This is a genomic window from Chitinophagaceae bacterium (genome assembly GCA_016710165.1).
Taxonomy (GTDB): Bacteria; Bacteroidota; Bacteroidia; order Chitinophagales; family Chitinophagaceae; genus Ferruginibacter.
This window is the reverse complement of record JADJLJ010000001.1, coordinates 429021-442802: the sequence shown is the minus strand read 5'-3', so window position 1 is coordinate 442802 and position 13782 is coordinate 429021. Positions and strand designations below refer to the sequence as shown.

The 13782-nt window shown below is 46.5% G+C and carries 15 protein-coding genes and 1 pseudogene; 3 read left to right on the top strand and 13 right to left on the bottom strand.

The window, feature by feature from the left end; genetic code table 11:
- The 7 genes from IPJ02_02000 to IPJ02_01970 are packed head-to-tail and all read right to left on the bottom strand — an operon-like array spanning position 1 to position 3580.
- Positions 1 to 645: a hypothetical protein gene (locus IPJ02_02000; protein ID MBK7374370.1), complete on the bottom strand. Its 645-nt coding sequence runs from the start codon at positions 643 to 645 to the stop codon at positions 1 to 3.
- 1 nt (position 646) lies between these two features.
- Positions 647 to 1150: a DUF1801 domain-containing protein gene (locus tag IPJ02_01995; protein MBK7374369.1), complete on the bottom strand. Its 504-nt coding sequence runs from the start codon at positions 1148 to 1150 to the stop codon at positions 647 to 649.
- 3 nt (positions 1151 to 1153) lie between these two features.
- Entirely contained in the window at positions 1154 to 1570 is a 417-nt protein-coding gene (locus IPJ02_01990) for a VOC family protein (protein ID MBK7374368.1), read from the bottom strand.
- Complete coding sequence (locus tag IPJ02_01985) at positions 1567 to 1992, bottom strand: SRPBCC domain-containing protein (GenBank protein ID MBK7374367.1); 426 nt, start codon at positions 1990 to 1992, stop codon at positions 1567 to 1569. Before IPJ02_01985 ends, IPJ02_01990 begins: the two co-directional genes overlap by 4 nt.
- Positions 1993 to 1996: 4 nt before the next feature.
- Positions 1997 to 2290: a hypothetical protein gene (locus IPJ02_01980; protein MBK7374366.1), complete on the bottom strand. Its 294-nt coding sequence runs from the start codon at positions 2288 to 2290 to the stop codon at positions 1997 to 1999.
- Positions 2291 to 2295: 5 nt separating this feature from the next.
- A complete protein-coding gene (locus IPJ02_01975; GenBank protein MBK7374365.1) occupies positions 2296 to 3135 on the bottom strand; it encodes a VOC family protein in 840 nt (279 codons plus the stop codon).
- 19 nt (positions 3136 to 3154) lie between these two features.
- Positions 3155 to 3580 (bottom strand): SRPBCC family protein, encoded by a 426-nt coding sequence (locus IPJ02_01970; GenBank protein MBK7374364.1) that lies wholly within the window; start codon positions 3578 to 3580, stop codon positions 3155 to 3157.
- Between the two features lie 127 nt (positions 3581 to 3707).
- On the opposite strand from IPJ02_01970, the gene IPJ02_01965 reads away from it, so the two are divergent.
- Entirely contained in the window at positions 3708 to 4688 is a 981-nt protein-coding gene (locus IPJ02_01965; GenBank protein ID MBK7374363.1) for a helix-turn-helix domain-containing protein, read from the top strand.
- Here IPJ02_01965 and IPJ02_01960 read toward each other — a convergent pair.
- From IPJ02_01960 to IPJ02_01935, 6 genes and pseudogenes are all read right to left on the bottom strand, one after another.
- On the bottom strand, positions 4685 to 6037 hold the full coding sequence (locus IPJ02_01960; protein MBK7374362.1) for a DUF418 domain-containing protein: 1353 nt from the start codon (positions 6035 to 6037) through the stop codon (positions 4685 to 4687). The two genes, IPJ02_01965 and IPJ02_01960, sit on opposite strands and share 4 nt — an antisense overlap.
- Positions 6038 to 6177: 140 nt before the next feature.
- Positions 6178 to 7985 (bottom strand): annotated as a pseudogene (locus IPJ02_01955) (M1 family metallopeptidase).
- A gap of 84 nt (positions 7986 to 8069) precedes the next feature.
- Positions 8070 to 8420, bottom strand: coding sequence for a dihydroneopterin aldolase (gene folB / locus IPJ02_01950; protein MBK7374361.1), 351 nt, complete (start codon positions 8418 to 8420; stop codon positions 8070 to 8072).
- A gap of 152 nt (positions 8421 to 8572) precedes the next feature.
- A complete protein-coding gene (trxB, locus tag IPJ02_01945; protein ID MBK7374360.1) occupies positions 8573 to 9511 on the bottom strand; it encodes a thioredoxin-disulfide reductase in 939 nt (312 codons plus the stop codon).
- Positions 9512 to 9564: 53 nt separating this feature from the next.
- On the bottom strand, positions 9565 to 10446 hold the full coding sequence (locus IPJ02_01940) for a DUF4249 domain-containing protein (protein MBK7374359.1): 882 nt from the start codon (positions 10444 to 10446) through the stop codon (positions 9565 to 9567).
- 155 nt (positions 10447 to 10601) lie between these two features.
- Complete coding sequence (locus IPJ02_01935) at positions 10602 to 11459, bottom strand: RNA polymerase sigma factor RpoD/SigA (GenBank protein ID MBK7374358.1); 858 nt, start codon at positions 11457 to 11459, stop codon at positions 10602 to 10604.
- Between the two features lie 312 nt (positions 11460 to 11771).
- Here IPJ02_01935 and ltaE point away from each other — a divergent pair, with 312 nt between their 5' ends.
- Positions 11772 to 12791 (top strand): low-specificity L-threonine aldolase, encoded by a 1020-nt coding sequence (gene ltaE, locus IPJ02_01930; protein MBK7374357.1) that lies wholly within the window; start codon positions 11772 to 11774, stop codon positions 12789 to 12791.
- 54 nt (positions 12792 to 12845) lie between these two features.
- Positions 12846 to 13721, top strand: a complete 876-nt coding sequence (locus tag IPJ02_01925; protein MBK7374356.1) for a hypothetical protein — start codon at positions 12846 to 12848, stop codon at positions 13719 to 13721.
- The last annotated feature ends 61 nt before the right edge of the window (positions 13722 to 13782 follow it).

Below are 13782 nucleotides of genomic sequence, written 5' to 3'. Positions count from 1 at the left end.
TTATTGTTTTGCAGTGATGCTGTTGTAATAGCTGATGAGTGCGGAATAATCTGCATCCGATCTGCCAGACAGGTTTTTCATGCTGATGAAGGACTTGAGTTCCTCTTTCTTTTCGGGGAATACCCCGGGAATATCCCTGAACTTCTTAACGGGGGTAAAGACGCTGTTGATCACCAGGAAATACTGCCCGTTCGTTATGACCCGCTGTTCGGTGGTGGCAGCGTTATAGGGTTTATTTTCGTTAATGACCTTTACATAGCGTTTGTACAGGGTGACCTGGCCGGTATCCAGTACCTGGTACCAACCTTGTTCTACCTTGCCGGAAACGGGTAAATAATCCGAGTTTACAAACCTATATTTATTGCCGGTAGCAGAATCAGAAAGTATAACGCTTCTCACCGGGGAAGTGGAGATCATCTCCTGGCCATCCTGGCCGATGTAATGTAAACTGTTTTCCATCAGGTCGAGGCGCAGGTAAACACTGTCGTATGCATAACCACCGCTCATGATCACTTTTCCGCCCATCCATTCTTCTTTGAAATAGGGAGTGCCTTCCATCACCCGCACATATTTGTAGTTAAGGAAGGGCTGGCCTCCAACGGCATAATAAAGGCCTGCTGTATTGGGCAGGTTGTTCTTACTCACATCAACCACCTTTTGTGCGTACCCGGAGAAGGCGGGGAGAAAAGATAAAATTAAAAGAAAGGCTTTCATAAAAAGCTTTCCGTAAAGATATAAAAAGCAGGCAGGAATGAACCGTTAATTTATTTCGCTTTTGCCTGCTTTGCTTTTTCTTTTCAAGATTCTGCTTCACCCGGGTCTTCACCATCTTTGTCACCAGGGAGGCCGGTAAGGGGTTATCAATGCTGAACCGGATCGTTCCCTTCGATGTTTTAAAACCCTTCAATTCGTCTTTCATTTCGTTTATCAGCGATGCATTGCCAGGGAAAAAACTGCAATGGTCTTTGAAGCCGGCAAAATAGACCAGTATGCCGTGGTACCGGAATGCCGGCATCCCGTAACTGATCAGTTCTTCGGACTTGGGCGCTGCCTTCCGGATGGTTTGCCGCAGCTTTTCAAGCAGGGGCCGTATATGGACAGGCACCAGGGCCAGGTAGCTGTCAATGTCTTTTATGCGTATATCCTGCATGGTTTATTTTTTTTGTTTGTCAAAATGAAGCAGCCAGTGATTGCCGTATTTATCCGTCAGGTCGCCAAACAATGCCCCCCAGAAAGTGATCTCCAGCGGATGTTCTGTTCTACCTTCCCGCGAAAGATTCTCATAACAGGTCCTTATTTCTTTTTCACTGCTGCAGTTCAGCATCATTGAAACGGCATTGCCTTTTATCAATCCTTCCTTGCTTACCATATCTGAACCCATCAGTACAAAACCTTTTTTTGCCAGGGTGGAATGAAGAATGGAGTCTTTCATCTGCGGGGGCATCTTTTCCGATAACGGTGATTCCCCGATGGTCTGAAGGCTCAGTTCACCGCCCAGGCATTCTTTATAAAACAACATGGCTTCCCTGCAGTTCCCGGCAAAGGTCAGGTAGCTGCTGATGCCTCTCATCGTTCGGCAATTTGCTTTACCAGTTCCATGGCTTTTGGAAATACGTCCTTGAAATATTGCTGGAAGTCATCGGTGGTTTGTAACTCCGTATTCAAAATGGTCTGCCCGTTCTCTTCCGATAAGAAATAACTTTCCAGGGCACCGGCCCATTCGCTGCCGGTAACATCTTCTCCATTCTTTATCTCCCCCTGGTGTTTAAAGGTCATTTGGGTGTTGGGCACCAGTTTATCAATGACCGCAAATATGCCGCTGCCGCCGGGGCTTAGGAAATCAATGCGGCTCCCCTCCTTCCAGTCGCTTTTGGCATAAGAGCCGGCGGTGAAAACCGAGGTCCATTCCCGGTAGGCCCGGTCATCCCATAATGCACGCCATACTTTTTCCCGGGGTGCATTTATTTTCATGTTGAACCGTAATGTGAGCATACATTTATTTTTTGAAGGTCAATCCTTTTTCAAGTAATAGTCCTTTCAATAAGGGCATGGATGTCTTTCCCATTCCATGCAATGCAAGTATTTCCTTTTCACTGAAACCGGACAACTGTTCCGGGTTTCTAATGCCTTTGTTTTCCAGGGCCCTTCTTGCCGGTGCCGGTAGCAAAGAAAAAAAGCCGCTTTCCGGTTTCCGTTGCTGTTCACAAACCGGGCAGGTCAAACAACCGCTGCTTTTGTAATAGCGGTGGCCATTGCTGCATATCCTTGCTGTTCCTTTCCTGGCCGTCACGTTAATTAAGCGTTCATCAGTTTTTCAATATCGAATTTCTTCATCTGCATGAAGGCCTGCGTCACCCTCCCGGACCTGTCCGGGTCGGTCATCAGTTTGCCCAATACGGCCGGAACGATCTGCCAGGACACAGCAAATTTATCTTTCAGCCAGCCGCACATGCTCTCTGATCCTCCTTCGGTGAGTTTATTCCAGTAATGATCTATCTCTTCCTGGTTCCCGCAATTCACCACAAAGGATATGGCTTCATTAAAGATGTAATCGTGCCCGCCGGGCCCATCCATTGCAATGAGATCGTAGTTGCCAAGGCTGAATTCGGAATACATCAGTTTACCCGCATTTGCAGCATCTTCCGCCGGGTAACGCTCCATCCTTGCGGTGGAAGAATTCTCAAAAACAGAAGAATAAAAAGTGATGGCTTCTTCTGCCCGGCCGAATTGGGCATTCGTAAACAACATGGATGGCGTAATGGTCTGTTCGGTCCCGGCTGCATAGTGTGCCATCACCTGCCAGGTAAGTCCAAACTTATCCTGCACCCAGCCATACTGTTCGCTCCAGGGATATTTCCCGATCGGCATTAATGCGTTGCCGCCATCGATCAGCCTGTTCCAGACCTCGTTTGTTTCTTCGGCGGATGAACATTTTACAAAAAAAGAAATGGCCGGGTTGAAACGGAACATCGGGCCGCCATTCAGGCCCATGAATTTCTTTCCCGCCAGTTCAAAGTTCACCACCATGGGAGTGTCTACGGTTATTTTTGAGTTCTTAAAAATACCGCAATAAAATCCGGCTGCTTCCTGTGCCTGGCCGTCGAACCAAAGGCAAGGATGAATTTGATTGGTCATGTAATTTTTTTGGCGGTTATTAATTTGTTTCGGTGTATTGTTTGAAGTTATCCAATATTGCCTGCCAGCCGGCCCGTTGCATCTCGATGGGGTTCTCTCCTTCTGCTTCAAATGTTTCCACGATATGTGTCTGATTGCCGCTGCCTTTAAAATAGATCTTTACCTTCCGGTCGTCCCCGAGGGTCATCTCAATATATTCATGTGGCTTCACCACATCATAAATTCCCCAGAAATCAAAGCCCATGCTTCCGTCTTTTGCTTCCATCCGGGAAAGGAATTTTCCTCCCGGCCGCAGGTCATTTTCAGCCCGGGTTGTATGCCAGTCGGGTGAGGCGTTGTTCCATTGGGTGATGTATTCGGTGTTTGTCCAGACCTTCCATACTTTTTCGGCTGAAGCATTTACGGTTGCTTCGATGGTGATGGTTGTTTTTCCGGCAGTTGTCATTGTAGTTATTTTTAGAATGATCGTTTATTTTAACCGTACAAACATACGGCGGCTGTATTTATATTGTGCTGTGCAAAAACGACAATCCGGGGGCTGTTTGCGACAGATTATTTTCTACCTTTAAGGTATGAAAAAAGTAGCCATCCTGGTACCGGAAAGTTCGGTTATGCAGGCCATTGCCGATCCGCAGTACTGCTTCAGCGCCGTCAACCGGTTCCTGACCCTGTCGGGCAGAAAGCCCCTGTTCGATCTGCAACTGGTGGGAACCAAAAAACAAATTGAACTCAACGGCGGCCAATACACCGTTCACCCGGATAAATTACTGAAGGATGTAAAGAAGACCGACCTGGTCTTCATCCCTGCTTTGTTTGGCGATATGGCCGGGGCTGTAAAGGCAAATAAGGTATTGGTGCCCTGGATCGTTCAGCAATATAAGAAAGGCGCTGAGGTAGCATCCCTTTGTGTTGGCGCTTTTTTACTGGCATCTACGGGTTTGCTGAACGGGAAAAAATGTTCAACGCATTGGGGTTTTACCAACGAATTCCGGGAAATGTTTCCCGAAGTGGACGTACAGGACGGAAGCATTGTTACCGAAGATAACGGGATCTATTCAAGCGGGGGTGCCAACTCCTACTGGAACCTGCTGTTGCACCTGGTTGAAAAATACACCGACCGGGAAACGGCCATCCTGGTTTCAAAATATTTTGCCATTGATATTGACCGCAACAGCCAGTCGGCTTTTGCCATATTCAAAGGACAGAAAGAACACAAGGACGAAGCCATAAAAAAAGCGCAGGATTACATTGAGCATCATATTGAGGAAAGAATGAACGTAGATGAACTGGCAGCCAAAGTGGCTGTGGGCAGAAGAAGTTTTGAACGAAGGTTCCGGCTGGCCACCAACAACTCGGTGCTGGAATATATTCAGCGGATAAAGATAGAAGCTGCCAAGCGGAGTTTTGAAAGCAGCCGCAGGAACATCAATGAATTGATGTACCATGTGGGTTATACCGATACAAAAGCTTTCCGCACCACGTTCAAAAAGATCACGGGCCTTACCCCGGTTGAATACCGGAACAAGTATAACAAGATGGCAGCAATGGCCTAAGTATTTATTACACCGGTCATTTTATCTTTTTTAAGCGGCTGTCTTTTCCAATAGGTCAAACTTCTCCATATCCATTCCATGGGGCCAAACCGGAAGTATCGTAACCACAAATGACTCCAGATTATTTCTACGGCCCATACAGCAGCAACCACATAATACAATTGGTGGTATTCCAGGCGTCCGAATAATCCGAATCCAATGCCCAGGAAAACGATGTTGCATATAACGGATTGCATCAGGTAATTGGTAAAAGCCATTTGCCCTACGGGCCGCATCAGGGCAAACAGCCATTTAAACAGGCCCGATTTGTACAGCAGCATGATGAAGCCGAATATGCCGATGGAATGAATGAGGCGCTGCAGTTCATAAAACTCGAATTGTTTGTTCTTCACGATCTCAAACCAGTTGAAATTATAATTCACATCAAAGGTGACGAATAAATACGACAGGGGTAAACCCACACCAAGCCCGATAACGGCCATCCATGCATATACTTTTGTTTTTGCCTCACCCTGTAAAATACGTAGTTTAAAAAAAGCGAGGCCAATGAACATAAACAAGGGTGCATCAAAAATCGCCCAGTAATACATGGCCATTGTTTGTCCTTCCTCGGCCATTTTACTTCTTGTTTCATACAATTCAGCATAGCCGCCTCTCACTTCCTGCAATTGCCTTTCCATCTTTTTCTTTTTCTCTTCGGGTTTACTTTTATCCTTAAACTCATTCATGGCACCCAGTTGTTCCTTCTGTATATCGGTGAGTTTTATTTTTGTGGTATCGATAGCCGCAACGATCTCTCCTTTTGCTATTATATCTTTCTTTTTGTAGAGATCCCTGTTCTCCCTGGCTGTCATCAGCACCAGGCATACAGCAGCTCCTATTAACAGGTATTTGGGTGCTAAGCGGCGGAAAGCAAACAGCACGATTCCACAGATGGCATAATGATACAGTATATCCCAAAACCACAGTAATACATAGGCATGGAATATTCCAAATAGCAGCAACCACAATTGCCTGCGGAGAAAAAGTTCAGCCGGCATCAATCCGGTTGTTCTTTTTTCCAGCCTTGTCACAAAAATGTACATACCGGCGCCAAAAAGCATAGAAAAAATCCCTCTCATACTACCTTCAAAAACGCCCGGGCCGAAAACATACCAGAAAACATAATTGAGATCACCCTGGGGTTGCAATGAAAAATCGAAGATAGCTGAATGAGCCAGGCCAAAACCGGGTATATTCATCAGCAATATGCCCAGTATGGCGATACCCCGCAGGCTGTCGATTATCGTAATTCTTTCCTGCTGGGCGATTGGTGCGGCCAGTGAATGGGTCATTTGTCCGTTGGGCATGTATGTTCGTTTCGTTTATTTCAGGTAAGAAACGCAATTTTAATTTAAGAACAAAGCCAATTCAAATAACTCCGTTCTTTATAAGTAAAAAAAATACCGCAGCTGTTCAGGCTGCGGTACTCGTTTATCGTTTCAGTTATTTAATTAGACTGCCAGTTGTTGTTTTTAAAATTCACATCGGGGAAAGCCTTTGCCTCATCCAGGGTAACACGCTGAAGTTCTTCGGTGGTAGGCAGTTTTACTTTCCAGTTGTTGGTATTGTTCCATACTTCTACCGGTAATTTGAGCGTTCCTTTCACACCACTCTTTGTTTCATAGCTGATGTTTACGGGCAACGCCATCTGTTCCATGTTCACGATGTGAACGATGGCTCCTTTAGCCTGATGTATTCCCGGAAGGCATAATCAAAACGGTCGGGGCCGATTATCTCTTTACGCAGCAGGGACAGACCCAGCCCCGGTTTAAAATACAGCGCCACCCCGATATTTCTTTCCTTCATGGCATCGGGCGTAAGCAGGATGGGTTCACTGCCGGGACCGAATAAAAATGCAGCCACCTGTTCCATATTGGCAGCACCATCCTTGTATTCGCCGTTGTTGAAATCATCACCGGCCAATGAATTGATGAAGGTATTGAAGCCTTCATCCATCCATCCGTATTTCCGTTCATTGCTGCCAACGATCATGGGGAACCAGGTATGACCGAATTCATGGTCGGTAACACCAAACAGGTCGCCCTTGGTGGCATTGTAGCCGCAGAATACGATACCGGGGTATTCCATACCGCCGATATTGCTGGCTACATTCACGGCACAGGGATAGGGATATTCGAACCAGCGCTTGCTGTAATTCTCAATGCTGCCCTTGGTATATTCGGTTGACCTTCCCCAGCCTTTGGCTCCATCACTCTCAACCGGGTATACACTCATGGCCAATGAGGTTTTGCCGCTTGGTAAGTTCATCTTTGCTGCATCCCAGATAAAACTCTTGCTGCTGGCCCAGGCCACATCCCGTGCATTGGTTATCTTATAATGCCAGCTGAGTGTTTTTGATCTCGTTGGCCTGGAAGACGCTTCAGTCACTTCTTCTGCAGAGCGGATGATCACGGTCTTATCGCTTTTCTTTGCCTGCGCCATGCGGCTGAATTGTGTTGGTGTCAGTACCTCTGCTTCGTTCAGCAATTCGCCGCTGCAAACAACAATATGTGTTGCAGGAGCCGTGATGGTCACATCAAAGTCGCCATACTCACAATAAAACTCACTGGGGCCAAGGTATGGATCGGTGTTCCAGCCCTGCACATCATCAAACACACACAGGCGGGGGAACCACTGAGCCACGGCAAAAATATTTCCATTCTTTGTCTTTAATATACCGCAACGGTCGGCACCGTACTCCGGTAAGATAAAAGAGTATTCAATTTTTATCCTGGTAATATCACCTCCCGCCTTCATGGCTTTGGGCAGGCGTACCTGCATACGGGTATCGGTGATGACATAGTTGGCATCCGCATTTTCATTGAGCAGTTTAACTGAACGGATCTTATAACCACCATTGAAATCGCTTTTACTGTCGCCGTAGCGGCTGCGGCTGTTGAGGGGCATGCGGGCCTGTCCCCTGCTTTCTTTATTGAAAAGGTTCTGGTCGAGTTGCAGCCACAAAAAGGGCAATGCATGCGGGCTGTTGTTTTTATAGGTAATAGTGACCGTTCCGGAAACCTGGTTGGTCTCGTCATTCAGGGATACGCTGATCTGGTAATCGGCCTTATTCTGCCAGTAACCCACATTGGGTTCACCGGTTGCTGCCCTTGTAATGCTTGTGCCGTTTGGATAGAACAGTGGGGAGAAAAGTGCATGCGGATCGTACTTTGATTGTTTGATCAGGTCGTCCTGTGCCTGCAGGGAACCGATCGAAATGCTCAACGCTAAAACACTGAATACCTTTTTTATCATAAACTGATTTTTGAATTCCGAAGGTAACTAAATCGGCGGGTAAACGGTTGCCGTTTAACATAGAATTAAATAAGGGCGAAAAGCCTAAAAGTCTTTGTGATATTTTACGCCGACAGATCCTTCCATGCCGGGGATGGGCGGGTTCTTTTTCTCAACAGCAACCGTAATGGACAGGACCCGGTCATCCATTGCATGAACCTGGTGGGCGATATCCCAGGCAAGTGTTTCGAGGAGCTCAGTGGGAATTGCCATGCGTTGTTTGATCAGCTCATACACCGATGCGTAATTGATGGTTTGTTCCAGGGAGTCGATGCGGTCACCTGCATCAAAAGAAAGTTCAACATTTACTTCAAAATTATTCCCCAGGATCTTCTCTTCGGCATGTATGCCATGACAGGAATAAAAAAGCAAATTCTTAAGTTGAATGGTAACCATGGGACAATTGAGAATTAAAAATTATGAATTAAGAACCTGCCCTCCGGCAGGCGGGTTAGAATTTCATAGAATGAAAGAGACTTATTGAATTTAAAAGACTGAGTGAACCAAAGGCATTTTTAATTTTTAATTCTTCATTCTTAATTTATTTATCAGTGCAACCCTTTTTCCCCCAGGTAACGTTCAGCATCCAGGGCTGCCATACATCCTGATCCGGCTGCCGTTACAGCCTGGCGGTATATTTTGTCCTGAACATCGCCGGATGCAAATACACCTTCGATATTTGTTTTAGATGTGCCTGGAATGGTTTTGATGTAACCGGCATCATCCATATCAAGCCAGCCTTTGAAAATACCCGAGTTGGGTTGGTGGCCGATGGCAACAAAGAAGGCGCTAACCGGTATCTCCTGCTTCTCTCCTGTTTTGTTATTCTTTATCCGAACAGCATGAACGTTCTTATCTCCCAGCACTTCATCGGTTTCACTGTTCCAGTATATTTTTATGTTGGGCGTATTGATCACCCTTTCCTGCATCACTTTGCTGGCCCTCATCTCTCCCCGGCGAACGATCATGTGCACCTGCGAACATATCTTTGAAAGATAGAGCGCTTCTTCTGCTGCGGTATCCCCTGCACCCACAATGGCCACTTCTTTTCCATTGAAGAAGAATCCGTCACAGACTGCACAGGCGCTTACACCATAGCCATTCAGTCTTTGTTCGCTTTCAATGCCCAGCCATTTTGCCGATGCACCAGTTGAGATGATGATCGAGTCCGCTTCGATCCATTTTTCTTCATCAATTTCTACTTTCAGCGGGCGGACAGAGAAGTCGACCCTGGTAGCAAGGCCGTATCTTATATCCGTACCCATGCGTTTTGCCTGGTTCTCAAAATGCACCATCATTTCAGGGCCCTGTATCCCATCGGGGTAGCCCGGGTAATTTTCTACTTCGGTTGTAATGGTCAATTGTCCGCCGGGTTGAATGCCCTGGTACAGAACAGGATTCAGTCCTGCCCTGGAAGCATAAATAGCGGCGGTATATCCTGCCGGTCCCGAACCAATGATCAAACAATGTACTTTCTCAGTTGCCATAGATCTCCTGTCTTATTATTTGTGCAAATTTAGCTGAATATTTCCAGTTGCCGTTACCGGGCGATAACAGTTCCAACCTGGGATGCATATCCGCAGAATGCACCCAGTGCCCCGTTGCTGATATTGCCGATCACCTTGCCCGGCTGGGCAAATGGATTCCCGATGCTCTGCTGGTTGAATTCCCAGGTGTTCCAGAAAGTATAAGAAGCCCTGTCAATGTTGGAGAGTTTGAAATAAATGGTATCGCCCCGGCTGAAAAACTTATCATCGCCGGTTGGTACAGGCTGGTTCCGGTCAATACCCTGGTCAACCTGACCGGAATATGTTGTACCGTCAACCACTTCATCATTGAATACCGAGTTGAGGCCGGGCAGGAACCGTTCGCTGTTCTTCTTTGTGTAATACCTGATGTAATTGCCAAGTCCCGGTGGATCAATGGCCCTTGCCCATAAAACCCTTTTAGACGTATCGGCCGGTGCAGGAGCTTTTTTTGTCCAGAGCGAATCAAATATTTTGGTAAGCAAGGGAATGGTCGTTTTGGCGGCATATGTTCTTCCTTCGGCTTTGATGGTAAGATCATATTGTTTACCAAACTCCCCGGAAAAAGCCGTGGCAAGACTGGCTGAATCAATGCTGTAGTAATAAATGGAATAGCCATTACCGACCGGTACGGTATATTCTTTAAAGGTATGCGTACGTGTTCCGTTGTTCATGGTCACTTCGGCATTATGAACAAAGGACGATGCCAGTACCTGGGGACTGATGGCCCCGAAATAGTCCAGGCTTTTTGAAAGGGCTACGGTTGGCGCCAGCCCGTTCTCAATTTGCGCATCAACTACTAAAAGGGATGTAGTGGTTTTGAGATCAAAGTCAATGTTCTTTTCGCAGGAACTGAGGAACAGGCAGGTACTGAAAAATAAGATTATCCGTTTCATAAAGATCAAATTTAGATCAAGCCCGTTTTATTCCACTCAACGGTACGTTAATATTAGTTAACATTTATTCATCCCGAATGTTGCGAAGAGCTGGGGGATAAAAAAATCCTCCGGCTTTTGGCAGGAGGACTTTGATATAACCCATCAAAATTACATTATCCGAGATATGCTTTCAGTGCACCGCTGTAGCGGGCCTTCTGCAAACGCTTGATCGCTCTTTCTTTGATCTGGCGGATGCGTTCCTTGGTCAGGTCATATTTCTGGCCAATTTGCTCAATGGTAACCCCATTTTCCCCATCCAGCCCAAAATATGCATTCACGATCTCCGCTTCTCTGGGGCTTAAAGATTTCAGGACCCTGCGGATCTCATTTTTCAGTGAATCATGCATTACGTCCTCATCGGTCTCATCGCCACCTTTCAGCAGGTCACCCATGGCCACATCTTCTGCTTCATGCACGGGTGCATCCAGTGAAGTATGACGGGTATTACTTTGAAAAATGTTGTTGATCTCTGTTTCGCTCATCTCCAGCAATTCAGCCAGTTCTTCGGTACTTGGCTCACGCTCATGTTCCTGTTCAAACGCCATATATGCTTTGTTAGCCTTGTTGTAGGTGCCAATTTTGTTTTGAGGCAGGCGGACCAATCTGCCCTGCTCTGCCAACGCCTGCAGGATGGACTGGCGGATCCACCAAACGGCGTATGAAATGAATTTGAAACCTTTGGTTTCGTCGAAGCGTTGTGCCGCTTTAATTAAGCCGAGGTTGCCCTCGTTGATCAGGTCACTCAGCGAAAGGCCCTGGTGCTGGTACTGCTTTGCTACGGATACCACGAAACGCAGGTTGGCCTGTACCAGTTTGTCCAATGCACGCTGGTCTCCCATTTTGATCTTTTGGGCCAAAATGGTCTCCTCCTCCGGAGTAATCATCGAAATCTTCGAAATTTCCTGCAGATATTTCTCAACCGCTTGTGAATCACGGTTGGTAATCTGCGTTGCGATCTTAAGTTGCCTCATTTTCTTATATTAAAAATCTTAAATAGATAGAACTCTTATGGAAGAACAATAACTAGACGCATTTTGTTGGGAAAAGGTTGCAAACGAATGGTTAATGCTTCAAATTCCAGCGAAAATTATTTGCAAAGGTACGTTGCAACGGCCGTATTTCATAACGTTTGGGTAAAAAAAGGGATGAATGGGGATAATAAGCCACAAGTAACAAGCTTCAAGGGATGGCATGCGTTTTCTGACCCTTTTCGAATCCATATTCATACTATTTTCTAAGATCAGCCCCCTTGCAGCTTGGGGCCTGAGGCTTATCTTTAACCCATGATAGCAGATTTACGCTCCGATACTTTTACCAAACCTGGCCCGGCCATGCTGGAGGCTATGTTCAAAGCACAGGTTGGGGATGATGTTTTTGGGGAAGACCCTTCCGTTAACAGGTTGGAAGCCATGGCAGCCGGAATGTTTGGAATGGAAGCAGCCCTTTTTTGCCCCAGCGGGACCATGACCAACCAAATAGCCATTAAATGCCATACGCAACCTGGCGATGAAGTGATCTGCGATAAAGTAAGCCATGTTTACATTTATGAAGGAGGGGGTATCGCTTTTAACAGCGGCAGCCAGGTAAAACCAATTGATGGGGACCGGGGAAGGATCACAGCCGGCCAGGTTGAAGAAGCCATTAATCCGGATGATGTGCATAAAGCAAGAACCAGGCTGGTGAGCCTGGAAAATACCGCTAACCGGGGCGGTGGAAGTTGTTATGATTTTATTGAAATACAACATATTAAAGAAATCTGTTCAAAAAATAACCTCAGCTTCCATTTAGATGGTGCAAGGCTTTGGAATGCCCTTGTTGCAAAGAATGAGAGCCCAAAGCAGTACGGTGAAATATTCGACAGCATATCCATTTGCCTGAGCAAAGGCATGGGCACGCCGGTGGGAAGCCTGCTATTAGGAAGGCAGGCTTTTATTAAGCAGGCCCGCAGGGTAAGGAAGGTTTTTGGCGGTGGTATGCGGCAGGCCGGGTACATTGCTGCAGCCGGTATTTATGCCCTGGAGAATAATATTGCCCGGTTGGCTGAAGACCATGACCATGCCAGGCAGATCGCGGAAGCGTTGGACAAAAAGGAATTTATTGGCAATATCATGCCTGTTGAAACAAACATTTTGATCTTTGAAGTAAAAGGCAACTACGATTCGGCAAAAGGCTTTTGTGACAAACTAAAACAACAGGATATACTCTGCCTGCCCATTTCTCAAACCCAGGTCAGGATGGTAACCCACCTTGATTTTACTAAAGAAATGCTAAATCGGCTCCTGCAGGTGATCGTATCCATGTAAATGGGAAATAAACCGGCCGTGGGGCGTTTCCAGCCCAAACAAACACAGCCAACTATGAAGTTACGATCCATCATGGCGATGGCCATCGCCGCCTTATTATTCCAATCTTGTCAGAAAGAGCCCGATGCAGGCACCAGTGAAGCGAAAGTGAATTTCATTTTCAAATTTGATTCTACCCAGGTCAGGCTGAATGCGATCGGGCAACCGGCTCCCATGCCGGCGGGCCATGCGGGCCAGTCGCCGCGGTTTAACCTGATGAGCGCACATTATGTGGAGATGACCCCATCTCCTTTTACTGCTTTAGGTGCAGGTGCTGTTTTGTACAAAGCCCCTGAGGTCACCACCGGGGGCACCAAAGCCATTGATTTTGCCAACTCAAAATTTGCGGGCAACAACCAGGTTTTTCTCAGTGTGCCTGTTAAAAGTTTTGCTGCGGGCACCTATACCTGGCTCAGGGTTTCACTGGCCTACCAGAATTATAATGTGTATATGAATGCATTGGGACAAACCATTGATGCCACGGTAGCATCCTTCATTGGATATAATACCTATCTCACTAATTATAAAGTAAAGGATTCTACCGTAACAGTGAATGCAAATAAGTTACAGGGTTACTGGGCTGTGGAAGGAAAATACCTGGGCTTTGGATTTTTAAGTACCGGCCAGGCACCTCCCGGGGCAACTACCGTTCCCAATCCTTTGTTTGCCACTTCACCCATACCGCAGGGATCCTGCCTCGTTACCGGTGAATTTCTATCACCGCTTGTTGTAACCGGTAACGAAACAGCCGATATCAATATCGTAGTATCGCTTTCTGTAAATAAAAGCTTTGAATGGATCGACGTAGACGGCAACGGCACCTACGACCCCAATAACGGCGACCAGGTTATTGATATGGGTATCCGGGGAATGATACCGAAAAGACAATAAGATATAAGCACGAATATTTTAACAACCGGATCCGATAAAGATCCGGTTTTCTTTTTTAGAA